This window comes from Glaciecola sp. G7-5 (assembly GCF_055808975.1).
In genome coordinates, this window is sequence record NZ_CM147892.1 from 3559970 (window position 1) to 3584673 (window position 24704).

The following is a 24704-nucleotide window of genomic DNA, read 5'->3' on the forward strand; positions in this document are numbered from 1 at the left end:
TGAGCCTCTGGCCTGTCAATGAAAAAAGATATCCCATTGATCACTTTTTCAAGATCAAGCTAAATTCTTTTATCGAACCTGATTACTTCGTCTGTCATGGTTGATGTTAGGCAAATTGCCTACGTCAAACACATATAGAGGCTCTTTATGTTGCACTTTTCAATTCCATCTGACGGGCAACGGCACTAGACATTCATCGGTTAACCTTCCTCTGTCCTATTCAAAACTAAGTGGCTATTGATTATTCCAGTTAGTGCGGGGCTCAGTGAAGGTGTAAGCAAATTCGAATAAAAGCTTTAGATTGCGCTACTTTGGCCTGTCTAATCAAACGCAAGTGGTTTAGGTCTATTGGTATCGTTATTGAAGCTGCTCACAGCAGAGGTTTGTGCAATAACTAGATACTCGCCGTTGTGCCAGTTAGACGCTATAGCTCATGCCAAAGAGCGACTTACCCATTTAAAAAACGCTCTTCATCAAACACCTGTTGGTTTTTCAACATAAAATACACACACCTTCCGATTTTATGAGCGAGTGCGGATAATGCTTTGGCTTTACTCATACGTTTTTGCAGTGTCGTGTCCAACGATAATAAAGTTTGATAAATTATAATAATGTTTGATATTTCTTAATATAGTTTCATAATTTTGTTCAGGTTTCATCGGTGAGTTTCAGTTTTTCGACTGGCAAGTCCCATCCAATAGCAGACTTACGCAATTCAATTTAGATTAGTTAAAATTTTTACAACAACCTAGATTGAAAGTTTCTAAACATATTGAGTTTCAACAAACTCCTCTCTGCAATATCATCGTTAGTGAGAAAAAGCGGACAGTCGTCCGCTTTCATTAATCAATATCAAATGGGCTGACTGCCCCTGCTGAATGCTGTCCAATCACGTGGGTATAAATTTGAGTTGTTCTCAAGTCGTTATGCCCCAGTAGCTCTTGCACTGTGCGAATATCAGCTCCGGCAATTAGTAGTTGAGTAGCAAAAGAATGCCTGAATGTATGGGCAGTTACATGCTTTGTAACACCCGACTTCTTAACCGCTAGTTTTAATGCCTTTGCCAAGGCAGTGCTGTGGAGATGATGTCGGCAGTAATATCCATCATAAGGATGTTCGCAACGGCTCGTGGATGGGAATAAGTATTGCCATTTGAACTCTTTCACAGCGTAGGGGTACTTTCGGGCTAGGCTCGGCGGTAAACTTGTCATTCCATTGCCTTCGGCAATATCCTTCATGTGTATGGCGCGTACTCTTTCTATCTGTGCTTTTAATGGCTCTATCAACTTCTTAGGTAACATTGTGGTGCGATCTTTGCCGCCTTTTCCTCGAAATACAAAGACAGTTTTAGCCTCTAAATCGATATCCTTAATGCGTAATTTTAGTAATTCCGTTTTGCGCAGTCCGCTGCCGTATAGCAATGAAAACATCAGTCTGTACTTGGGCGTCATTAATTCAATGACAGACAGCGCTTCTTTGTGTGAAAGCACGGTAGGAACCCGAGTAGGCGCTCTCGCTCTTACTGCATCAGGTAGCAGTGTTAACTCCCTATCGAAGATATGCTTATACATAAATACAATGGCGCACAACGCCAAGTTTTGAGTAGAGGAGGTAACTTGTCGATTAACCGCGAGGTGAGTCAGGAATTGGGTCACCTCTTGCTCACCAAGGTCTTTAGGGTGGCGTTTCTGATTGAACAAAATAAAACGCTTTATCCATAGAAGATAGGTTTTTTCGGTTTGAATTGAATAGTGCTTCGTTCTCATGACATGTCGAATACTTTCTAAAAATGGTGAATTAGCCATCATTGACTCCTTTTTAGTATGATGTGGTTACTGAAAATGCTCAGCAATCCACATCTTACAAAGATGGAAATAAAGCTACAGGCTATATAAGACAGGGGTTTAGCTTAATTTAATCACTGTTGTTACTATGAATTCATTGTAACAACAGTGATTTACGAACTTACTTGCTTTAGGCTATTGTTTTATATCGATTTATGAAGAAACAGTGTGTGCGGTTACTATGAATTCATAGTAACCGCAGAAAAAGTGGTGGAAATTATTATCAAAAAGAGGGTAAGCTATTGATAATAAATAAGTATGGAGAGTTTACAAAATGACTACAGCCCGTTGTTACTATGAAGTCTTCATAATAAGTTGTTAGCCATACGAATGAAGAATTTACTATTTTTTATTATTTTTTGCTTATACGGCTGTGATTCTGGAACTCTGTGGGAGCATCATCCCTATGAGGTTCACTGGATCGATGGCAATGTCACGCTAGCAAAGAGGTTTGACGATCAACCACATTCCGTAACTATCGGACGGGTACCGGCAAACGTCATTGCTGTCGGAATTAATGACCGTTACGTTGTAGCAAAGCAGAAAGAACCAGATGATGATCGGGTATTCTACTTCTATATAGATAGAGTAAAAGATAGTGGGTACGCGAACCTAGATGAGATTACGCAGGGACCAATGTCAGAAAAAACGTACCTAGACCTTAAAATAAAATACGGTTTCCCTGAATTTAGTAAGGAGTTCTAAGTGGCTAACAAGGTTGTCAAATTGACAGTTTTTCCGTCGCTCCTTTTTGTGCTTAGTAGCACAAACGGGCTCCTCCAAAACTGCAATTTACAACGGCGTTAGATTTCTAGAGGTGTTATTGGACTCACGTAATCCTATTACAATTGCGGCAATTATCATCCTTACCATTTTCCTTTTGGGAGCATGGGTTATTTTTCATTTGGATGAAAGTTACAAGGTTAAACTTTCAGAGTTAGCGTTGAATAAAGAATTATGGAAACAAACCCAGCCAATATCGTATCACTATACAAGTACTTATGGCTGTATGATGCTATTTTCATATAAGATTGAACATGAAAAAGGTCGTGATTTTGAGTTTCCGATTGGGCAAACACCTGCAAACGAATCGTTAAAAATTGACGATGTTTTTGCGCAAGCAGAAAAAGCGATTAGGCTGTCATATAGCGCAGAAGTTAAATATCACCCATACTTTGGCTTCCCTGAATTAATCGATGTTGATTGGGATAAGGATACTATTGATGACGAATGCTTTTTTAAGATTAGTGAATTCGAGGTTTCTGCTGCAACCGAAATCTAAATCGGGTAGCCAGAGGTTTCTAACCTCCAGCCCCCACAACACCCTGCATGCGGCTCCGCACAGGGCGTTTCACTTAGAATGATGAAGTGGAATCCAACCATCACGCAGCGAATAAAGCCCTTCAGATTTTAAGTAATCAAGCGATAATGCTTGATTGATCCCTGGAGATTTAGCGCTACGCCATGGCCCTTTGCTGGTAGTGCCACTCGCCACTGCGGCGTTTATATTTGCGCCCAACTTCAATAGCATACTTATTTTGGTGCGTGGTTTTCGCCACTGTCGCCAGTAGGCCATTCTTACTCTGCGCCTGATCCAATGATCTAGATCGACGCATCGTTGATAGCCACTCGCTATTCCAAAATAATTTATCCAGCCTCGTAAATATTGGCTGAGTTTATAAAGTTGGTAACGCATCGACACGCCCCAGTTGCGGTTCGTTAACCTTCTGACCTGTTGCTTAAACTTCAGCACGGTCTTGGGATGCCAATGAATGTGTCCTCCCTTGAATGTGAATCCAAGGAACTTGCTTTCATTGGTCTTAACGACGTGGCTTTTGACCGAGTTAACGATCAGTTTCAGGTGGTGACTCAGGAATCTGCTGATGCTGCCCAGCACGCGTTCACCCGCACGAGGTGACCTTACCAATATTGTGAAGTCATCCGCGTAGCGGGCAAACTTGTGACCTCGTTTCTCAAGTTCTTTGTCCAAAGGGTCGAGCATGATGTTCGCTAAAAGCGGCGATAAAGGACCGCCTTGAGGGACACCTTCTCGGCTTTCACTATAAAACTGGTTATCGATAACCCCAGCTCGCAAGTAGCGTTTAATCAATTTAAGCAATCGCTTATCCTTAACTTTATAGCCAAGGTAAGTCATGAGTAAATCGTGATCAACGCGGTCAAAGAACTTAGACAGATCGACATCAACTGCAAAACGGCGTCCCGTTTTAATAATGCCCTGTGCCTGTTTCACCGCTTGTTGCCCATTTCGCTCCGGCCTAAACCCAAAACTGTTGTCTGAGAAGGTTGGGTCGAAAATAGGCGTTAGCACTTGCGCAATTGCTTGTTGGATAACCCTGTCGATGACGGTAGGAATACCCAATTGGCGTTTACCGCCATCGGGTTTATCAATTTCCACGCGCCTAACAGGTGAAGGTTGGTATTGTTCTGAACGAAGCTCAGTCATAATACGTTTCCAATTACCCGCTTTTGCCCAAGTCGGGAAGTCATCAATGGACATACCATCAATGCCAGCGGCTCCCTTATTGGCTCGAACCCGTTTCCATGCAGACAGAATATTGTCTGCTTGAAGAGTACGTTCAAGTAAATCTACACCAAAGGCTGGCTGCTCATCAATACGCTGAGTCACGTCGCTACCGTTCGGCATTCGTGTGTTCAAGTTTAACAAGGCTCCTCCTTTATTCTATGTGTTTCGGCCTTCACCGTGTCCCAACCATTACGATGGGCATTTGGCTACTATGCCGTCTGCTGACTTCTGCTTAATCACCTTCAAGGTTGCCCCTAAAAGCGCTGTCGGTTTTCATCTTTTCGCTTTTACTAGTCGATGACGCTAGTAAACCTAGGCACTTATATACCAGAGCCTGACTGGTTATTTACCGATCGCTTGTTAAGCAGATCTCCCCAGATAAGGACGTGAACTTTCCCTGCACTGCTGCATCATTTACGGTGGCCGTTAAATCACATGGCTTCGATATCTTTGGCTATCTCGCCTCCAGCCTACGCCTCATATGATGTTCTTGTTCATCAGCTCGCAGTTTTGCGTCCGGCTTCCTTCAGACAATCCCTCGCGGTTTTGCCCTTGCCATTCGCTAGTAGTTAGCGTTTAATAACAATCAAGTTAAGTAAACGGTGACTTTCCTACAGAGGACTTTCACCTCATTAGTTCACGCCCATGCTGGGCGTACCAAAAACTTCAAGCGGACAAAAATAAAGAGCAATTTTCGCCGCTTAAGTGGGTGTTATGCATTGCAAAGCTGTGAGTTAAGATGAAATTTTTGCTACTTTTACTGAGCCCTTTTTTAGTTAGTTCCTGTGTTTTCCATAGTAGCTCAATTTCCAATATTGTCGAAACACCGAATATATTGTCTGAAAAAATTGAACGCAATTTATCGGTAGGAGATGACAGAGAAAAAATAGAGTTGTTTATGACCCGTGAAAACTGGGTGTTCGGTTTCGATAGATTTAACGATAGATATCAGGCACGAACTCAAACCGGTATGTCAACGTGTGAAAAACTATCAATTGTTCAAGAGAGTCTTTTTGACTGTGATTTGCAAATTTATATAGAGGTAGATTCAGATTATCGATTCATCAACTATAGCATTGTGCAGATTTTATCAGGCCTGTAAGATGCATAATCGGGTAGCCAGAGGTCTCTAACCTCCAGCCCCCACAACACCCTGCATGCGGCTCCGCACAGGGCGTTTCACTTAGGATGGTGAAGTGCGATCCAACCATCACGCAATGAATAAAGCCCTTCGGATTTTAAGTAATCAAGTGACAAAGCTTGATTAACTCCCGGAGTTTTAGCACTGCGCCATGGCCCTTTGCTAGTGATACCACAAGCAACTGCGGCCTGAACATGCACACCCAATCTTATTAAATTTCTCACTTTAGTACGCGGCTTTCGCCATTGTCGCCAGTAGGCCATTCGGACTCTGCGCCTGATCCAATGATCTAGATCTACGCATCGTTGATACCCACTAGCGATGCCAAAGTAGTTTATCCAACCACGTAAATATTGGCTGATTTTAAAAAGTTGATAATGCATCGACACGCCCCAATTGCGGTTCGTTAATCGTCTGACCTGTTGCTTAAATTTCAGCACTGTCTTCGGGTGCCAATGAATGCGGCCTCCCTTGAATGTGAACCCAAGGAATTTACTTTCACTGGTTTTAACGACGTGGCTTTTGACCGAGTTAACGATCAGTTTCAAGCGGTTGATCAGGAATCTGCTGATACTGCTCAGCACACGTTCGCCGGCACGGGGAGACTTTACCAAAATGGTGAAGTCATCCGCGTAGCGAGCAAACTTATGGCCTCGCTTCTCAAGCTCTTTGTCCAAAGGGTCGAGCATAATGTTCGCCAGAAGCGGCGATAAAGGCCCGCCTTGAGGAACACCTTCTCGGCTTTCACTATAGAACTGGTTATCGATAACCCCAGCTCGTAAGTAGTGTTTAATCAATTTAAGCAATCGCTTATCCTTCACTTTATAGCCAAGGTGGGTCATGAGTAAATCGTGGTCAACGCGGTCAAAGAACTTGGACAGATCGACATCCACAGCAAAACGGCGTCCCGTTTTAATGATGCCTTGTACCTGTTTCACTGCTTGTTGCCCATTTCGGTTTGGCCTAAACCCAAAACTGTTGTCTGAGAAGGTTGGGTCAAAAATGGGCGTTAACACTTGAGCAATAGCTTGTTGGATAACCCTGTCGACGACCGTGGGAATGCCTAATTGGCGTTTACCGCCATCGGGTTTATCAATTTCCACGCGTCTAACAGGTGAAGGTTGGTATTGTCCTGAGCGAAGCTCAGTCATAATACGTTTCCAGTTACCCTCTTTTGCCCAAGCGGGGAAGTCATCAATGGACATGCCATCAATGCCAGCGGCCCCTTTGTTGGCTCGGACTCGATTCCATGCAGCCATAATATTGGCTGATTGAAGTGCGAGTCCGAGTAGATCGGCACTAAAGGCTGGCTGTTCATCAATACGCTGAGTCACGTCATTACCGGTCGGCATTCGTGTGTTCAAGTTTAACAAGGCTCCTCCTTTATTCTATGTGTTCTGGCCTTCACCGTGTCCCAGCCATTACGATGGGCGTTTGGCTACTATGCCGTCTGCTGACTTCTGCTTAATCACTTGCAAGGTTGCCCCTGAAAGCGCTGTCGGTTTTCATCATATTCGCTCCTTTGAGTTGATGAGACCCAAAGACCAAGGCACTTGTATACCAGAGCCTAACTGGTGGTTTACCGATCGCTTGTTAAGCAGATCTCCCCAGATAAGAGCATGAACTTTCCCTGCACTGCTGCATCATTTACGGTGGCCGTTAAGTCACATGGCTTCGTCGTCTTGTGCCAACTCGCCTCCAGCCTACGCCTCATATGATGTTCTTGTTCATCAGCTCGCAGATTTGCGTCCGGCTTCCTTCAGACTATCCCTCGCGGTTTAGCCCTTGCCATTCGCTAGTAGTTATCGTTTAATAACCAATAAGTTAAGTAAACGGTGACTTTCCTACAGAGGACTTTCACCTCATTAGTTCATGCCCATGCTGGGCGTACAATCGGGTAGCCAGAGGTTTCTAACCTCCAGCCCCCACAACACCCTGCATGCGGCTCCGCACAGGGCGTTTCACTTAGAATGATGAAGTGGAATCCAACCATCACGCAGCGAATAAAGCCCTTCAGATTTTAAGTAATCAAGCGATAATGCTTGATTGATCCCTGGAGATTTAGCGCTACGCCATGGCCCTTTGCTGGTAGTGCCACTCGCCACTGCGGCGTTTATATTTGCGCCCAACTTCAATAGCATACTTATTTTGGTGCGTGGTTTTCGCCACTGTCGCCAGTAGGCCATTCTTACTCTGCGCCTGATCCAATGATCTAGATCGACGCATCGTTGATAGCCACTCGCTATTCCAAAATAATTTATCCAGCCTCGTAAATATTGGCTGAGTTTATAAAGTTGGTAACGCATCGACACGCCCCAGTTGCGGTTCGTTAACCTTCTGACCTGTTGCTTAAACTTCAGCACGGTCTTGGGATGCCAATGAATGTGTCCTCCCTTGAATGTGAATCCAAGGAACTTGCTTTCATTGGTCTTAACGACGTGGCTTTTGACCGAGTTAACGATCAGTTTCAGGTGGTGACTCAGGAATCTGCTGATGCTGCCCAGCACGCGTTCACCCGCACGAGGTGACCTTACCAATATTGTGAAGTCATCCGCGTAGCGGGCAAACTTGTGACCTCGTTTCTCAAGTTCTTTGTCCAAAGGGTCGAGCATGATGTTCGCTAAAAGCGGCGATAAAGGACCGCCTTGAGGGACACCTTCTCGGCTTTCACTATAAAACTGGTTATCGATAACCCCAGCTCGCAAGTAGCGTTTAATCAATTTAAGCAATCGCTTATCCTTAACTTTATAGCCAAGGTAAGTCATGAGTAAATCGTGATCAACGCGGTCAAAGAACTTAGACAGATCGACATCAACTGCAAAACGGCGTCCCGTTTTAATAATGCCCTGTGCCTGTTTCACCGCTTGTTGCCCATTTCGCTCCGGCCTAAACCCAAAACTGTTGTCTGAGAAGGTTGGGTCGAAAATAGGCGTTAGCACTTGCGCAATTGCTTGTTGGATAACCCTGTCGATGACGGTAGGAATACCCAATTGGCGTTTACCGCCATCGGGTTTATCAATTTCCACGCGCCTAACAGGTGAAGGTTGGTATTGTTCTGAACGAAGCTCAGTCATAATACGTTTCCAATTACCCGCTTTTGCCCAAGTCGGGAAGTCATCAATGGACATACCATCAATGCCAGCGGCTCCCTTATTGGCTCGAACCCGTTTCCATGCAGACAGAATATTGTCTGCTTGAAGAGTACGTTCAAGTAAATCTACACCAAAGGCTGGCTGCTCATCAATACGCTGAGTCACGTCGCTACCGTTCGGCATTCGTGTGTTCAAGTTTAACAAGGCTCCTCCTTTATTCTATGTGTTTCGGCCTTCACCGTGTCCCAACCATTACGATGGGCATTTGGCTACTATGCCGTCTGCTGACTTCTGCTTAATCACCTTCAAGGTTGCCCCTAAAAGCGCTGTCGGTTTTCATCTTTTCGCTTTTACTAGTCGATGACGCTAGTAAACCTAGGCACTTATATACCAGAGCCTGACTGGTTATTTACCGATCGCTTGTTAAGCAGATCTCCCCAGATAAGGACGTGAACTTTCCCTGCACTGCTGCATCATTTACGGTGGCCGTTAAATCACATGGCTTCGATATCTTTGGCTATCTCGCCTCCAGCCTACGCCTCATATGATGTTCTTGTTCATCAGCTCGCAGTTTTGCGTCCGGCTTCCTTCAGACAATCCCTCGCGGTTTTGCCCTTGCCATTCGCTAGTAGTTAGCGTTTAATAACAATCAAGTTAAGTAAACGGTGACTTTCCTACAGAGGACTTTCACCTCATTAGTTCACGCCCATGCTGGGCGTACCAAAACAATCAAGCGGATTTTGGCAAGAGCGGCCAAAACCGCTTATTGTAAGTGTTGAGGCTGTAGAATAAACCCCAAGTAAAAGTTGCATTAAAAAGTTGTACGATTAATATACAAAAAATAGGCGTGTACGTGAATTTCAGATAGGAAAGAGCATTGAACTTACAAAAAAACAACACAGAGCACGGCTTTATTTTTGCTTTTTAGTTATTCTACAGCCTCGTTAACTGCACAAGGAGGCTTAGTGCTTAAACTATACAAATTTTCAGATTCAAAGAAAGAATACTGGGAGACATGGGATAACGACGATGGCTCCCATACAGTTCACTGGGGTGAATTGGGCACAACTGGCGAAAGCAAGAATGTAAAAAACTCTCTTTTAAAAAAGCCGAAAAGGTAATCCAAAAAGAGATTGATAATAAAGTTAATGACGGGTTCTCACCTAGCGATGATGAGTATATATTGCTCGTTGAATATGCCGTTGATGGATTTGGAACATCTGAAGATTTGGATAAGCGTAACAGACTGATTGACAGATTGAATGAAACTTTAGGTTGGACTGGTTTGGGCCATTGCGATGGTGGCAGCATAGGAAGTGGAACCATGGAGGTATGCAACTATGTTGTCGATTTTGAAGTTGCTAAAAGAGTCATAGAAGCTGATCTCAAGGGAACAGAGTTTGAGAATTATACAAGAATCTATGATGAAGAAGCAGAGTAAAGTGCAGTTAACAAACGCATTAAAGTGGACGCCTAACAGTTGGCTGGCGCTCATTCTTCGCTAAGTTTAGCCAACTGTTATCCGCCATTTATGCGGAGCGTTTGAGTGTCCGCTAACGAGAAGATACTTAATTCACCAAACATTCAAGTATCTTCAATCAATAACCCTATTTGATCCAGCACTTAACAAATACTAAATCAATCTACCGATTTTTTAACGTCCGGTATCTTGTAGGTTATCTGCTAACTGTCCACCTACTAAACACAAGCCCACCTAGCTGCTTAAGGACAGATGGCGGATAATGGCAGAAGGACGGAACCGCGGTGGGTTGCTAGTGATGTGTAGCTATGGGGATTTCGGTTTGACATTGTAGACGTCTCAGTAGGCTGATTGTTTGTACTGATTTTTTATGCGTCATTTTGTCGTTTTTCTTCATTTTCCTTCGTCGTTTGGCGACTGTGATTTCTCATCGTTAATTGCTATATATGGCTTTTCCTATGTTTTAGCACAGCAGCACCCTTACCTAGGTAATTGGCAATTTAGTTTCTCATGTTAACACTTCCATTTGCCCTAATTCGGTGGTGCTCTAGGGCGATACACTGCACCAGTGAGACCTGTTATTGTCAGTGGTAAATGGCAGTCGCGGCACATAAACGGTGCTGATGGTTTGTCCGTTTCTTTCGTTATTTCTTCAGGCGCTGGCTCGGCTGCATCCAGTAATTGCCTTGATTGCTTGAGTTTAGCCTTGCTGCTTAACAGGCCATAATGCCTAATACGATGGAAGCCACTAGGCAATATGTGCAGCATAAATCGGCGAATGAACTCGTCAGTGCCGACTTTCATCAGCTTGTGCATGTTGTTACCTTTGCGTCGATAGTCCTTGTACTTGAAGTGAACATGTTCGTTGTCCATCTTTTGCAAACGACTATTGGCAATCGCGACTCGATGCGTATACCGAGAGAGATAAGCTAACACAGCTTTAGGGCCAGCGAAGGGGCGTTTTGCATACACGACCCATTCTCGATCTTGCTGCGCATGCGTCCATGATGGGAACTTATCTGGATTGTCGAAGCTGGCAGTATCTAGCAGTTTACCGAAGCACTGCAACTGTTTAGCTTCATACAACTCTCTCACACCTTGCATATACAACCGCCTAAACAGTCGTGATAACACCCTAACCGGTAGGAAGAAGCCTTTCTTTACATGACTTCCAACTGTGCTTATCGAGACTAATACCACCACCAGGCACGATACAATGCACATGGGGATGATGCGTCATTGCAGATCCCCATGTGTGCAACACCATGGTACTGCCGATATCCGCGCCCAGATGCTTAGGGTCTTTTGCAATGGTACTGAGCGTTTGCGACGCAGCACTAAAGAGTAAGTCATACATCTTCGCTTTGTTGTAAAACGCCAACTGCGCCACTTCTTCTGGCAGCGTAAATACTACATGGTAATACTCAACCGGCAGCAGTTGCGCTTGCCGAGCTTTAAGCCATCGCTTAGCCGCTGACGACTGGCACTTAGGACAATGCCTGTTTCGACAGGAGTTGTAAGCAATTAAGTCTGTTTCGCACTTATTGCAATGCAGCTCATGCCCACCTAACTGTGCCGTCCGGCAGCGCTCTATCGCTGACATCACTTTAAGTTGATTTAGGCTGAGATGACCTCGTTGTTTGGCTTTATACTGCGCACCATAAAACCGAAACACGTCTGCCACCTCAAGCGCAGGTCTTGATGATGGATTGTCCATAATCCATTACTCATTGTGACAGTGCATCAAGCGGACTGACAACCGTTTGCAACAATCTAGTTGCCACTTGCGTATAGGTCACCGTTGTTTCAAGGTTACTGTGGCCTAACAGTACTTGAATCACTCTAATATCGACTTTATCTTCCAACAAGTGAGTAGCGAAGCTGTGCCTGAGAGTATGCATAGAGACGCGTTTTTTAATGCCTGCCGCTTCAGCCGCCGCTTTACACCCTCGGCTAAGCTGTCGAGTCGACATATGGTCAATGGCTTGTTGGCCAGGGAAGAGCCAGCCGCCTTTTAACATCAAGTTGTTAGCATGCGCATATCGCCACCATTCTCTTAATTGTTTTAACAGCACGGGTGACAAAAGGGCGTTACGGTCTTTTTTGCCCTTGCCTTGCTCCACACGTATTAACATGCGTTTACTATCGATATCGGAGACCTTTAAATTGACGACTTCGGCAATTCGTAATCCAGCACCATAGGCAACCGACAACGCCGTTCTATACTTCACGCTGGTTGTCGCTATCATTAGTCGTTTTACTTCTTCAACGCTCAGCACATTTGGTAACTTGCGAGGCTCTGGCAAGGTACTGGTCTTGCGCATGACCTTTGGACGTTTGAGTGTATGGCAATACAACATCCTCAAGCCTTGCAAGGTGGCATTGATGGTGATGTTCGATGTGCCTGTTTCGGCCAACATGTATTGGAATTTTCTCAATTCTTCTGCGGTAGCGTCTTCTGGAGAACGCTGTAAAAACTGCGTCAGTTTCCTCAGTGCTCTTAAGTATTGCGTCTGTGTTTTCGGCATTAGTTTCCGCATGGTCATTTCTTCAATCATGCGTTGGCGAAGGGGAGAACCTATTTCATTTTGTGGTGACATGACATCACTCCTAAGTGAGTTCAGGGCGAAATTGCCCTTCATTCAGCTTAGAAGCGGAGAGATAAGTTTGATATACACGGTAAGTCTAATGCGGCAATACTACCGCGGAGCGGTTTAGTCCAACTGCCTCTAAGGGGACTTAATTCATCTAAACTGCTACGTTACCAACTGCCCATTTTGCCTGATCATGTAAGGCAGCCTAACGGCCATTGCGGTCATACGCACCCCAAATTATGCGAAAATCCATACTGCATTTTGTTTATTAGAATTGGAGCCTTTATAGGCACCTTAGGAGCTAAATGCTGACATTTTAAACTCATAAATTGAATAGTTAAGTAACAACTCAATATCATGTTAGGATATGTCAATTTAGTAAAGTATTTTGATTAGGGATGTCATGTCGGCTGAAAACTTGGTTGGTTTAATTACAGACTGTGGATGGGAAATATTCGAGAAAATAACGTCTAAAACGTTCTCAGGTGGAAATTTCTGTGTTCGCTACTTAGCTAGAAATGCGACAGGAAAACGAGCATTCGTTAAAGCGATGGATTTTAGTAGAGCATTTAAAGAAAAAGATAGGATAAAGGCTTTAAAGGATTTAACTACAGAATACCAGTTTGAAACTACCATACTTAATCTTTGTAAAGACGAAAATATGACTAAGGTTGTCGTTCCACTATCCTCTGGAACGCTCTTTCTCAATGATCAGGTCCCCCCACTTGATCAGGTCTATTTTATTGTTTTTGAAGAAGCTGAGTCTGACTTAAGGCAAGCTTTTATAAATACACCACCTAATGCTTGGTACAACTTCTTTAGAGCCATAAAACATGTTTGTATTGGGCTTGAGCAGCTTCATAGAGCACGTATTGCACATCTTGATATCAAGCCTTCAAATATCCTTAACTTCGATAACAATGTAAGCAAAGTAGCAGATCTGGGTCGAGTTATAGACGAGGCAGGTACATCTCCATTCGCCACAAGCTATTTCTCTGGCGACCCAAGGTATGCTCCAATAGAATACCACTTCCAAGTTCCCGTTTATGAATTTCAAGAAAGGTATTTGGCCGATTTGTATGGCGTTGGAAGCTTGATTTATCAAACATTCATGAATGTCCAAATCACAGCTGCACTCTTTGCAGATGCTATGCGGATATCCCAGAACATAAAGACGATGCCTTTCCATGTTGCATTACCGATTTTTGAAACAGTTTTCTACACTCTAATGGACAGGCTCCAACAAGAATGCAAACATCGTTTCAATGATCAAGTTGCGACATCGATAGTTTGCATAGTAACTGAAATGTGTCATCCAAATAATCAGCGGCGAGGAAACCCTAAAGCTAAGAGTTTAGGAACTAGAGTGAGTTTCCGTAGATACTCAAGCAAGGTCAATAGTATTCTATGCCAATTAAAAATTGGGGGGTATTTGTAATGTCTAATCAAGTTTTGTTGATGGACAATAGGCAGCTAATACCTCGTTGGCATACATCTCGCAAAGGAATGTCTCTTCAATTCCCGACTTTAGGTAAAACTTCTGTTGACCCTGAAGATTTTATTGATGATGAGTCATTGGCTGAAGCTCGCGAAGCTTGGCACGAAGAGCAAAACTACTTCACCGGAATGGAGTTATACACCGCACTATTAGTTAACAGCTTGTTTAATGATAGTGATTTCGACGAAACTCTAAATTTCTTACTTAGTATGGGTAACGCGCTCCCGAAAGGTGCTATCGACTTAATAGCACCGGATAATAAATATATAGATAAAGAGTTAAAATATTATACTTACGCGCCAGATCGAGTTCACAAAATTATTGCCAGGCTCAGAACTATCGTAAGAAAATTTCCTCATGATTATATGACTTGGAATGATATTGCTTTTTATTATACGGTCTTAGGCTTAGATAAAAAAGCGGCTGAGTCGATTGAAATAGCTTGGCTCTTATGTAACGGCCATCCTTATATCGCAAGGAGTTATAGTCGATTTCTTATTCATAAAGGTGAGCCTGAAAAAGCAATTTGGATATTAAAAAAGAGCGGTGGGCTTTATCATGACCCATTAATTACAAGTGCAGGACTTGCTATCGGAAATGCTTTTGACATACCAAGTGTGGATGTAGTTAAATCTAGGTCGTTACTTCAATATTTCAATGGATTTAAGCCCTTTACATCTGAACTTAATGCAACATTAGGAACTCTTGAATTTAATAATGGCAGAAAGAAGAAAGCAAAAGAATTTTTTCTCGTGCACTAGAGCTGCCTTCAGAGAATGCTCTATCTCAATATAAATGGTTGAGTTCGAAGTATGGGTTCTCAATAGATGAATCTGTATCTACAAATATATTGACTCCAGAGGGAAATGCAAACAGCCTGTATGTTGATGGAAAATTTCAGGAATGCCGTGATAAATTACTAGAGCTTTTTAGTTTCCAACCAATTTCTGATGGACCTATTGAAGATGCTGGCTACATGAGTATTGTTGGGCTCAATGATCCTGACTTCGTCATTTCTCTTTCAGAAACCAGAGTTCCTAAAACGCATATGTCGTTTGGTGAGTTAAATAATCTTATTGTTGCTAAGTTAATGAAAAACGACCTAGCAAGTGCGGAAGTTGATCTGAGGCTACTGGCACGAAAGGTTCAAAAAGACAAAGTTGCTTCGAAAGGTATATTTTTGGCTACATCTGGCTTTGTGATGTTCAAATTAGGCGAAGTTCAAGCTGGGAAAGATTTATATGACAAATCAATCAAACACTTTGAATCAATAAGGCAGCCACGTTCAGTTGCTCTCGCAGAGTACTTTTTGTCTGAAAACTTGAGATTAGTACATGACGCGGATTACCCTATCCTTAGGGAGAAAGTGAGCTCAAAAGCTAAAACTCTTAAGATGAAAGAACTAGAACTGAAAACAGAAGAGTAATTATTTCGAACTTAGAAAAAAACAACTTAACCGGTACTATTCACCACAGAGTTACAGATCGAACTCTTAATATGAAATGTTCAGTTAAAATTTAACGTAATACACTCAATCAACGCTAGAACAATTTAGCGTCTACGAGATTTGGTGCTCTCCTCTATAGACTTTATCAAGAGAGTGAGTCCGTCATGTGGATCAACCATTAAAATATCGCACAACTCAATAAATTCTACCAATTCAATCTTACGCCTAGCTTGCTCAATTTTCCCAAGTATAGAGTGATGCTTGCCCCACTTTTCCGAGACTTCTCGCAAAGAAAGTGACTGTTCCTCACGATGTGCTTTTAACCACAATCTGAGTTTGTCGTAATGTGAGGAGTAAACTGATGTTTTCATTGTCTCGATGATAGAGACAAAGTACACTGTCGCGAAATTCGAGACAGTAATCATAAAAAGAGATATTTTGCAAATGCCAAAGAAGCAATATGACATTGATATATTAACCTTTATCCGCTCACTTTCACTGGAAACGTTCACTGTTACGGATATAACGAGACAGCTTTTAGAGGTTCACGTAAAGATGTTCGACAAAAAGAAAAATGCTACACAATTTGTCTATCGCCACCTTAAATTTCTCGAGAAACAAGGAATCATTAAGACACTAACTAAAAATAATCAGAAAGCGATCGTTTTTTGTTGGTCAGTCCAAGGTGAGGATATTAATGGTTTGCAAAAACGCACCCATCTCGAAAATAAAAGTCACAAAAGTATCATCAATAAATTACAGGAGAAGATCCGTTTATATAAGGCAGAAATGCTGACAAATATTGGTGAAACCGAAGCCTATTCTGAATGGGTAAACGAGATGCCTGAGTTAGCAGACGACGTTAAGTTACATTACCAACACACCCGAGACCAAGCAAAGGTGATGCTAGGCAAAGTAAAAGGGTTTGAGCGCTTATTGGCTCAGTATGAAGCGCGTTTATGATCAATTTGAGAAATTGGCAGAGTGAAGCCATCGCAACTGCTTTAGAAAAATTTGAAGCTCTATATTCTCACTTTTTATGTCTCGCGACCCCGGGTGCTGGCAAAACGGTCATGGCATCTGCGCTTGCAGATATCCTTATCAAAAAAGACAAGGTCGATTTAGTATTATGTTTTTCGCCATCAACCGTAGTTGCAAATGACTTTAAAGTCGAACTCGAAGCTATAACAAAAAAGCGTTTCTGTGGTGGGCTCGGTGCAACCGGATCATCACTCACGTACCAAAGCATGAGGCATTTAGATGCGGCGTTTTGGACGTTGCTCGATACCTATAGGGTATTTGTGATTTTCGATGAAATTCATCATTGTGCGGGTACTGGCATCGAAAATGCGAATGCGTGGGGAGAACAAATCCTAATGAACATACAAGGAAAAGCTCACTATACAATCGCATTGACGGGAACGCCATGGAGAAGTGACACAATTCCTATCGCATTGGCCAACTATATTGGCGAGGATAATAGATTACAGGTAGATTATCGATATGACTTAACTCAAGCTATTAAAGATGGTGTATGCCGTTCTCCACACATTACTTTGTTCGACAATGAGCTTATAGACGTTATTGAAAATAATGAAAGAACCTCTTATTCATCAATTTCAGATTTTCTTATTGAAAGTGGCTTGTCTTATTCCGAACTTATCTTTCATGATGAAGTAATTCGCAAAATACTAAAGCATGGAATAATTCAGTTAAACAAAGAGCGCCAGAATTTTCATGATGCTGGAGGTCTCATAGTCGCAGCAACGACATCTCATGCAAAACATATCCAAATGCTTTTATCAGAATTAGGCGAATCCAGTGAGGTCGTGACATATCAGGAAGATGAACCTGAAAGCCTTATTCGCCGATTTAAGAGCGGCAGTCAAAAGTGGATTATATCTATTGGTATGATAAGCGAAGGAACAAACATACCTCGTTTAAGAGTTTGCTGTTATTTGTCTCTAGTTACAACAGAGCTTTATTTCAGGCAAGTATTAGGTCGTGTTTTAAGAGCGCAATATTCACCTGTTGAGATTGGTTATCTGATTATGCCTGCGCATCCTCGTCTACTAGAATATTCAAATCGGGTCGATGAAGAAGTGCCGCATTACGCAGTGATCAAATCATTAGGCAATAATGAAGATCGGAACTCAGAAGATTCTTATTTAGAAGAGGATAGTGACTTACCGCCCAAGAGCAACGAACTAGAAATGCCATCCACAGCTCTCTTAAATATTGAGATAGGAGAGGAGCCTTCTCAAGGGCCACTCACCTCATGGTATGATTCCACAATCGATTCTTTTGGTCGGTTTCAGCAAAAAGTTTTTATGTTATGAACCTCTAGCAGTATCTCTCCCTAATCCAGTGAGCATCAATCTATTATCAACCAATTAGTAACGAAAGAAAACGACCATTTGTTTTACATCCCCGTTGCATAATTCATTTCCAGCAAATTATCTTGTTTTTGTGTAAATAAACCCGTAAATTAAACTATGTAAATTAAACGTACGTTTTTTGGTGGGATTGCTGTGAAATTGGGATATGCAAGAGTCAGTACAGATGAACAATCTGACAATGCTCAATTAGATGCACTAAACGCCGCTGGGTGCGAGCGCATATATAGTGAGAAGTTTAGTGGCAAGTCAAAACAACGCCCTGAACTTGAACGTTTGATAGACTCGCTAAGAACTGGAGATACCGTCGTAGTGCAGCGCCTCGATCGATTAGGCCGCAGCCTAAAAGATCTCATTGAGTTATTGGATGGCTTTCAATCGCAACAGGTAAGCTTTATTAGCCTTAATGAGAATATTGACACTACAACGGCGGTTGGTGAGCTAGCGTTTCATATGATTGGGTCTATCGCGCAATTTGAACGTCGGTTGATTTCGGAAAGAACAAAAGCCGGTTTGAACGCAGCGCGAGCCAGAGGACGCAAAGGTGGCCGACGTGTAAAACTAACACCTTCAGATATAAAAAAGGCGCAAGCAATGTTGCTTGATCCTACCGTAACAAAAAGTGAGGTCGCTGCACATTTTGGCGTGAGCAGACCAACCTTAAATAAATCATTGAGCACAGCACCTCCACCACAAGAGCGCTCACTATTTGAAAAGTGAGCTGAACGACTTTTAAACGGTTAAGTTTTAGGGCAAGGTTGCTTAGCTTTAGAAAATAATAGCAATAACAATTATTTGGATTAGAAATATAGATGTTTGAACAAACTTTTAAAAATATTGACGACATACTTCACAAGGACGCTGGCTGTTCAAGCGAATTAGACTATACAGAACAAACTTCCTGGATGCTGTTTTTAAAGTATTTGGATGACTTAGAGTTTGCCAAGTCGCAAGAAGCTGAATTAATTGAGCAGGAATACAGCTACATCATTGACGAAGCGCACCGCTGGAGTAAGTGGGCAGCGCCTAAAAAAGCCGATGGTAGTTTTGATCATGACAACGCTTTAACCGGTGATGATTTAATGGAATATGTCGATGGCAAATTATTCCCATACCTCAAAGGCTTTAAGCAGCGAGCAGAAAGCCCCAACACTATTGAATATAAAATTGGTGAAATCTTTGGTGAAATAAAAAATAAAATTCAAAGTGGTTACTCGCTGCGAGATGCCCTTGAAAAAGTAGACGAACTCCAATTTCGTTCACAAGAAGCCAAGCACGAACTATCGCACCTGTATGAAGTGAAAATTAAAAACATGGGTAATGCTGGGCGCAACGGAGGCGAATACTACATAATGTCATCTTCATTTTTTACTAACGAATGCCACCTTCATAAAGCAGCTTAAACTGTTACCCAGCGCGACTAAGACTTTTCTCAAATACCTTGTTAAATTTCATGGCCTATATCTGCAAGTTCTGCAATTAACTTTGATAGATAACATTAAATCAAAACACCTAATTTCTCCCATAGAGATAATTGATTATCTAAAGGGATAATATGTCGCCATTTACTACCTACTATAGTAAAAATAACAATGGCGCACCCACCATTTATAAATTCTTCATCCGGTAGGTATATCGCTTTTAAATTTCCAGAACTAAACGAAAAATTAGGATCTAACCCCTCAAAGGCAAATCGGTCTAATAGCTTATTAATTTTTAGGTCCTTTTTTAGAATCTCCTGAACTGAACACCACCTATCTCCAATAGAAATTAAATAATTATCCTCAGGTGACGGCATAAGTATCAGTTGACTAGTAAAATCAGGAATAAGGTCGTTAGAAGAGAGTGATTCCAAAAACTTAATAAAGCACTCAGGTGTCTTATGCATAGTCATATTCATATACTCACTAAAGATTTTCTACTCATTCAAATACATCTCCGCCATGTCATCCAATTTGGCTTTTACTTCTTTCCAGTTTGGCATTACTTGGGTTAATAAGCGCCAGAAGCGCTCGCTGTGGTTGTGTTCAGCAATGTGGCAAAGCTCATGTAGTATTACGTAATCAATGCATTCTTTCGGTGCTTTAACAAGGTGAGGGTTGAGCATCAAGTTGCCTTTAGTTGAGCAACTTCCCCATTGCTTTTTCATTGCCATCACACGAAAAGAGGGAATGCCTGTTACCCAAGTGGCTTTCGGAAGTAATTCGGCTAGTCGCTCATGAAAAATTGCTTTTGCTTTGTGCTGATACCATTTGTCGATTAGCGGTTTAATTTTCACCAACCGATCATCAATATCTTTAGTGACTTCCTGCTTGATTGTTACATTCAATTTGCCACGGCTTAGCTTCACGTTAGGCACTTGCTCTGCATCATTGATGATCTTTAATACATAGCGCTTACCTAAGTAAAACTGTGTTTCACCACTCACGTAACGCTTAGGTAAAACCGTATCTTTTTGCTTAGCAAATTCATCAATGCTTTGCCAAATCCATCTGGCACGCTTATGCATGGCATCTTGAATAGCATCATCACTTGCATCATGTGGCACAGTAACCACAACACGCTGATCTGGATGAACCTTGATAATTACCTTGCGTGCTGTTTTTTTAGTATTTTCAGCAGGCTTGGTTTTACGAATAACATCATAGTGAATGGTGTCGTTACCATATGTAAAAACACCTCGTTCATTGGTTGTTGTTCTGCTTTCTTTTGGGCAAATAGCGGCAGCAACGGCTTGTTTACTCACTCTCGTTAGCCCCTTGCTAAGCCTAAGCGAGTGATCTTAAGCACTTCTTCAATCAGCTTTTGAGCGTTATCAAGGCCAAGATCAGCAAATAACAGCGGTAGCAACTTCATGTGTATGGCGTTTTCAATTTCAGCAGGGTTGATGGAATACTCAGCAACAGCGGTATTCACAACTTCATCGATGCTAAACGCCAACGCTACGAGTTTATCGTTATCTAAGGCTTTATCATTCAAGAACTCAGCATCAAATAGGTGCTTAAACAAACCAAAATAGGCTTGAGCATGTTTATTTAACTTGCCGGAGTCATCTACAAAGTCATTGGGAACATCAGCGACTTTGCGCTCTTTCACTTCTTGCTCAAAGTCAGCAAAAAGGATGTACTGCTTAACTGGCGCATCAAACATCGCTTTGGCATCTTCAATCGCCTTTTTCAGCATCTTAGAGAAATATTCCTGTGCATAAGGATCATCTGCTAAGTCTTGCTCAATCATCTTAGTGATTCGGCCTGTAATTTTGTCCGTTTGGTTACGAGCTTCGTCATCGCTCATATCCTGTGGCTTAACGTCTTTCCCTAAATTACCGACCAAGTACGCACCGTCAGGCTCTTTAACTTCAATACCTGCAATATGCTTGTCTAATAGACTTCGAATATCTTCTGCGTATTCGTCATAATTAATGGTTTCGTCAGCATCTTCACGCACTTGTTTTCGCAAATCGACAAAGGCTTTTAGCTCACGTTTGTACAAGTCACGTTTGCTATCGAATGACTTATCTTCAAAGTAGGTTGCTGACTGCAATGCTACTTTCATACAGTTTGAAAATGCGGTCAGTGCCGAATAAAAGTCATCACGCTTTTTAAGATTGGTATCAACAAGCTTACCATCGACTTCTTGCACCTTTGGCGCTAACGCTTGGCGAAGCGCTGGACCATCTTGCTTGTTTTTAATACCATCAAATATTGCCCATAAATCGCTATGCAGCCCCGGAAGCTTTTTGTATTCCGTGTCCATGCGGTTATACAAACCTTTTAGGTCATCTATATCAAAACCGCCTTGAGTTCGCTCAGCAAGGTCTTGATACTTTTCTATTGTGGTATCAAGCTCTTTTAAAATGCCTCGGTAATCGATTAAGTAACCAAACTGCTTTTTGCTGTGCAATCGGTTAACACGAGCAATGGCTTGAATTAGGTTGTGCTCTTTGAGTGGCTTGTCGATATAAAGTACGGTGTTCTTTGGCTCGTCAAAGCCCGTTAGCAGCTTATCCACCACAATCATAATGTCAGGGCCATCATCTCTGCCAAAGTCTTCAATAATGGCTTTGGTGTAGGCTTTTTCGTCCAATTTATTTACGTTAGCTTTCCACCAATTTTGCACAATGTCTTTGCTTTCCTGATCAACCGCCTCGTGACCCTCGCGAGTATCAGGAGCCGACATCGCTACAACCGATGTCACTGTGCCTATTTTATCCAATGCCTTCTTATAACGGATTGCAGAGGCTTTGGAATCACAAGCTAGTTGGCCTTTTAAGCCTTGTTGTTTAAAGTTCTGGAAGTGGTCGGCAATATCATAAGCAATCAGGTCAATGCGACCTTCGGTTTGGTATATCTGACCTTTTTGAGAAAACTTCTTCTTTAAATCCGTTTTTTGCTTGTCAGTAAGTTTACTGGTACTGCGTTCAAACCAAGCATCAATGGCTTTGTCATTAACGTTCAACTCTGGAATGCGTTCTTCGTATAACAGAGGGGTAACGGTTTTATCTTCAACCGCTTGCTGCATGGTGTAAGAGTGAATGATCTTACCGAATTTGTTTTCAGTCTTATCGTCTTTTAATAAGGGCGTACCCGTAAAGGCAATATAGGCCGCTTTAGGCAGCGTCTGCTGCATACGGATATTATTTTCACCGTTCTGGCTACGGTGGCCTTCATCCACTAAAACAATAATGTTTGGGCTATCGTTGTAACATTCTTTATATTTAATCGCTGAGCCAAACTTATTGATGATCGAGAAGATAACTCGCTCATTTCCTTTACCAATTTGTTCAGCTAAACGCTTACCAGTTGTCGCCATTGCATCTTTTTTATCTCGGTCAGTTAATACACCACCAGATGCAAAGGTTCTGCTGAGTTGATCTTCCAAGTCCACACGGTCTGTCACTATGATCACACGGCATTGCGCCAGCTCTTCAAGCCAAATAAGCGCTTTGGATAAAAACACCATAGTAAATGACTTACCACTGCCCGTGGTGTGCCAGATAACACCACCTTCACGAGCGCCAGTGTCATCTAAGGTGTTTATGCGCTCAATAAGTGCCTTTATGCCAAATACCTGTTGATATCGAGCGACAATCTTGCCTGCTTTTTTATCAAACAAGGTAAACAAGCGAGTCATATCCAATAGGCGCTCAGGACGGAGCAAGCTAACAATAAGCCTATCTTGATCGGTAACAGTTAAGTCACCAGCAGCAACCAAAGACAAGTAATCATCTTTCGCTTTGGCAGGACGATGATTAAACAGCTTATTTAATTGTTCATCGCTCAGTTTATGATTTTTTAACCTGACAAATTCCGCTTCAGGTATTTGCTCTTCTTTCCACTTCGCCCAGAACTTTTCAGGGGTGCCGCAAGTAGCATATAAACCTTCATGCCCATTTACTGCTAATAACAATTGGCTATAGGCATACAAGTGAGGAATTTCAGCCTGACCTTGATTCCGAATGTGCTGAGAAATCGCCTCTGCGTTGGTTGATTTACCTTCTTTATTCGAATCTGGGCGTTTCGCCTCGATAACCACTAATGGCAACCCATTCACAAAACACACTATATCTGGAATGCGATTACCAGTGCCTTCGGCATTTTGCACCACTAACTCTTCAGTAAAATGGAATTGGTTATTATCAATATTATGCCAATCAATGAGTTTAATGGTGGGAGAGGCTTTTTTGCCATCTATAAACTCAGTAACACTCACGCCATACATTAGCGCATTGTAAATTTTCTCATTTGCTGCTTTTAGCCCTAAGTTCATAGCTGGGTTCAGTTCATGCATGACTTTATCAATAGCAGCTTCTGATAATGTATGTTGCTTGCCTGCAAACGAAAACGTTTGTTTTGCTAAAAAAGCACGCATTACGGGCAATAAAATAACCTGATGAGTGCTTTTTTTCTCGCTTGCTAAGGTATTACCTCGTAACGCCTCGCATTCACTTGGTGGAATGAAGGTATAACCCAAGTTGGTTAACAATGTTAGTGCGGGTATTTTTGCGCTGAATTCTTCTTGGAAGCTAACAGAACCATTACTCATGAGTTAATTCCTTTTGTTTGAATGAATTCACAAACATGAGCCATGATTGCTTCTGTATTTAGCAAAAGGGTAATTACCGTCACAATTAAGGAAATCCAAAAAGATAGAGGTACTTTATCCCTAAAGAAGCCGAATTTTCTTTGTTCGTCTATCCAAGCAATTTGCTGTTCCCAAAAGAATTTATAGTGAGCAAACCAAGTTGCAAACATAATGTGACTTGACGCACAGCTATTGTTATATCGCTGTTCAATGTCATTAAGTTTGCTTGCTATATCTGGAGTTTTTGGGGATTGAGATTTAGCGTCCGACATTAAATGTTTGAGTTCATTGAACAGACCAGTTAATGCAATACCTTTTTCTTCGTATATCTCTTTATCCCCATTTTTCATAGAAATATAAAGTCCAATAAGTCCAAGTACTAAAAGCGTGCAAGACATGAATTTTGTCGAAAGGCTAGAGAACGCTAACGCATAAATACCAAAGGCCATTGAAAAAAAGCTAATTAAGCCGGGTAGTCTTTCTATCATTTCATAGCTAGCGAAATGAAGCTTAGCTGAGTAGCCAACATTATAAGCTGTTTCAGCAATGTGCTTTTTCAAGTTATTAATATCCATTTTTTCTC

21 protein-coding genes and 2 pseudogenes are annotated in these 24704 nt (G+C 42.1%); 11 read left to right on the plus strand and 12 right to left on the minus strand.

Features of this window, described 5'->3' with window-relative positions; translation table 11 throughout:
• Positions 1-448: 448 nt before the first annotated feature.
• Both AC0L6H_RS15670 and AC0L6H_RS15675 read right to left on the minus strand, forming a co-directional pair.
• A pseudogene (locus tag AC0L6H_RS15670) lies at positions 449-571 on the minus strand (IS110 family transposase); the annotation flags it as partial.
• 271 nt (positions 572-842) lie between these two features.
• The gene (locus AC0L6H_RS15675) at positions 843-1808 is read right to left on the minus strand and encodes an integron integrase (protein WP_473390056.1); all 966 of its coding nucleotides are present in this window, start codon (positions 1806-1808) and stop codon (positions 843-845) included.
• 366 nt (positions 1809-2174) lie between these two features.
• Here AC0L6H_RS15675 and AC0L6H_RS15680 point away from each other — a divergent pair, with 366 nt between their 5' ends.
• A complete protein-coding gene (locus tag AC0L6H_RS15680; protein ID WP_473390058.1) occupies positions 2175-2549 on the plus strand; it encodes a hypothetical protein in 375 nt (124 codons plus the stop codon).
• Between the two features lie 118 nt (positions 2550-2667).
• Positions 2668-3126, plus strand: a complete 459-nt coding sequence (locus tag AC0L6H_RS15685) for a DUF6174 domain-containing protein (protein WP_473390059.1) — start codon at positions 2668-2670, stop codon at positions 3124-3126.
• A gap of 69 nt (positions 3127-3195) precedes the next feature.
• Here AC0L6H_RS15685 and ltrA (AC0L6H_RS15690) read toward each other — a convergent pair whose 3' ends face one another.
• Positions 3196-4530, minus strand: coding sequence for a group II intron reverse transcriptase/maturase (gene ltrA / locus AC0L6H_RS15690; protein ID WP_473390060.1), 1335 nt, complete (start codon positions 4528-4530; stop codon positions 3196-3198).
• 598 nt (positions 4531-5128) lie between these two features.
• Here ltrA (AC0L6H_RS15690) and AC0L6H_RS15695 point away from each other — a divergent pair.
• Positions 5129-5491 (plus strand): hypothetical protein, encoded by a 363-nt coding sequence (locus tag AC0L6H_RS15695; RefSeq protein WP_473390061.1) that lies wholly within the window; start codon positions 5129-5131, stop codon positions 5489-5491.
• A gap of 77 nt (positions 5492-5568) precedes the next feature.
• Here the strand turns inward: AC0L6H_RS15695 and ltrA (AC0L6H_RS15700) are convergent, their stop codons facing one another.
• Together ltrA (AC0L6H_RS15700) and ltrA (AC0L6H_RS15705) are read right to left on the minus strand one after the other, a co-directional pair.
• Positions 5569-6903, minus strand: coding sequence for a group II intron reverse transcriptase/maturase (gene ltrA, locus AC0L6H_RS15700; RefSeq protein WP_473390062.1), 1335 nt, complete (start codon positions 6901-6903; stop codon positions 5569-5571).
• A gap of 588 nt (positions 6904-7491) precedes the next feature.
• Positions 7492-8826: a group II intron reverse transcriptase/maturase gene (ltrA, locus tag AC0L6H_RS15705; RefSeq protein ID WP_473390060.1), complete on the minus strand. Its 1335-nt coding sequence runs from the start codon at positions 8824-8826 to the stop codon at positions 7492-7494.
• A gap of 979 nt (positions 8827-9805) precedes the next feature.
• Here ltrA (AC0L6H_RS15705) and AC0L6H_RS15710 point away from each other — a divergent pair.
• On the plus strand, positions 9806-10063 hold the full coding sequence (locus tag AC0L6H_RS15710; protein WP_473390063.1) for a hypothetical protein: 258 nt from the start codon (positions 9806-9808) through the stop codon (positions 10061-10063).
• A gap of 570 nt (positions 10064-10633) precedes the next feature.
• Here AC0L6H_RS15710 and AC0L6H_RS15715 read toward each other — a convergent pair.
• Positions 10634-11819 (minus strand): annotated as a pseudogene (locus AC0L6H_RS15715) (IS91 family transposase).
• Positions 11820-11829: 10 nt separating this feature from the next.
• Positions 11830-12702, minus strand: coding sequence for a tyrosine-type recombinase/integrase (locus AC0L6H_RS15720; protein WP_473390064.1), 873 nt, complete (start codon positions 12700-12702; stop codon positions 11830-11832).
• A 397-nt stretch (positions 12703-13099) separates the two neighbouring features.
• Between AC0L6H_RS15720 and AC0L6H_RS15725 the strand changes: the two genes are divergently transcribed.
• The 3 genes from AC0L6H_RS15725 to AC0L6H_RS15735 are packed head-to-tail and all read left to right on the plus strand — an operon-like array spanning position 13100 to position 15620.
• Positions 13100-14134 (plus strand): protein kinase domain-containing protein, encoded by a 1035-nt coding sequence (locus AC0L6H_RS15725; RefSeq protein ID WP_473390065.1) that lies wholly within the window; start codon positions 13100-13102, stop codon positions 14132-14134.
• A complete protein-coding gene (locus AC0L6H_RS15730; protein ID WP_473390067.1) occupies positions 14134-14955 on the plus strand; it encodes a hypothetical protein in 822 nt (273 codons plus the stop codon). Before AC0L6H_RS15725 ends, AC0L6H_RS15730 begins: the two co-directional genes overlap by 1 nt.
• Positions 14956-14993: 38 nt before the next feature.
• The gene (locus tag AC0L6H_RS15735; protein ID WP_473390068.1) at positions 14994-15620 is read left to right on the plus strand and encodes a hypothetical protein; all 627 of its coding nucleotides are present in this window, start codon (positions 14994-14996) and stop codon (positions 15618-15620) included.
• 125 nt (positions 15621-15745) lie between these two features.
• Here AC0L6H_RS15735 and AC0L6H_RS15740 read toward each other — a convergent pair whose 3' ends face one another.
• Positions 15746-16012: a helix-turn-helix domain-containing protein gene (locus AC0L6H_RS15740; RefSeq protein WP_473390069.1), complete on the minus strand. Its 267-nt coding sequence runs from the start codon at positions 16010-16012 to the stop codon at positions 15746-15748.
• Positions 16013-16085: 73 nt separating this feature from the next.
• Here AC0L6H_RS15740 and AC0L6H_RS15745 point away from each other — a divergent pair, with 73 nt between their 5' ends.
• From AC0L6H_RS15745 to AC0L6H_RS15760, 4 genes are all read left to right on the plus strand, one after another.
• Entirely contained in the window at positions 16086-16604 is a 519-nt protein-coding gene (locus tag AC0L6H_RS15745; RefSeq protein WP_473390070.1) for a hypothetical protein, read from the plus strand.
• The gene (locus tag AC0L6H_RS15750) at positions 16601-17980 is read left to right on the plus strand and encodes a DEAD/DEAH box helicase (RefSeq protein ID WP_473390072.1); all 1380 of its coding nucleotides are present in this window, start codon (positions 16601-16603) and stop codon (positions 17978-17980) included. Before AC0L6H_RS15745 ends, AC0L6H_RS15750 begins: the two co-directional genes overlap by 4 nt.
• Before the next feature lie 192 nt (positions 17981-18172).
• The gene (locus tag AC0L6H_RS15755) at positions 18173-18757 is read left to right on the plus strand and encodes a recombinase family protein (protein ID WP_473390073.1); all 585 of its coding nucleotides are present in this window, start codon (positions 18173-18175) and stop codon (positions 18755-18757) included.
• Between the two features lie 92 nt (positions 18758-18849).
• Positions 18850-19440 (plus strand): type I restriction-modification system subunit M N-terminal domain-containing protein, encoded by a 591-nt coding sequence (locus AC0L6H_RS15760; RefSeq protein WP_473390074.1) that lies wholly within the window; start codon positions 18850-18852, stop codon positions 19438-19440.
• 95 nt (positions 19441-19535) lie between these two features.
• Here AC0L6H_RS15760 and AC0L6H_RS15765 read toward each other — a convergent pair whose 3' ends face one another.
• The 4 genes from AC0L6H_RS15765 to AC0L6H_RS15780 are packed head-to-tail and all read right to left on the minus strand — an operon-like array spanning position 19536 to position 24696.
• Positions 19536-19925, minus strand: coding sequence for a hypothetical protein (locus AC0L6H_RS15765; protein ID WP_473390076.1), 390 nt, complete (start codon positions 19923-19925; stop codon positions 19536-19538).
• Positions 19926-19955: 30 nt separating this feature from the next.
• Complete coding sequence (locus tag AC0L6H_RS15770) at positions 19956-20783, minus strand: M48 family metallopeptidase (protein ID WP_473390077.1); 828 nt, start codon at positions 20781-20783, stop codon at positions 19956-19958.
• Positions 20784-20788: 5 nt separating this feature from the next.
• Positions 20789-24082: a type I restriction endonuclease subunit R gene (locus AC0L6H_RS15775; protein ID WP_473390078.1), complete on the minus strand. Its 3294-nt coding sequence runs from the start codon at positions 24080-24082 to the stop codon at positions 20789-20791.
• Positions 24079-24696, minus strand: coding sequence for an SLATT domain-containing protein (locus AC0L6H_RS15780; protein ID WP_473390080.1), 618 nt, complete (start codon positions 24694-24696; stop codon positions 24079-24081). Before AC0L6H_RS15780 ends, AC0L6H_RS15775 begins: the two co-directional genes overlap by 4 nt.
• Positions 24697-24704 lie beyond the last annotated feature (8 nt).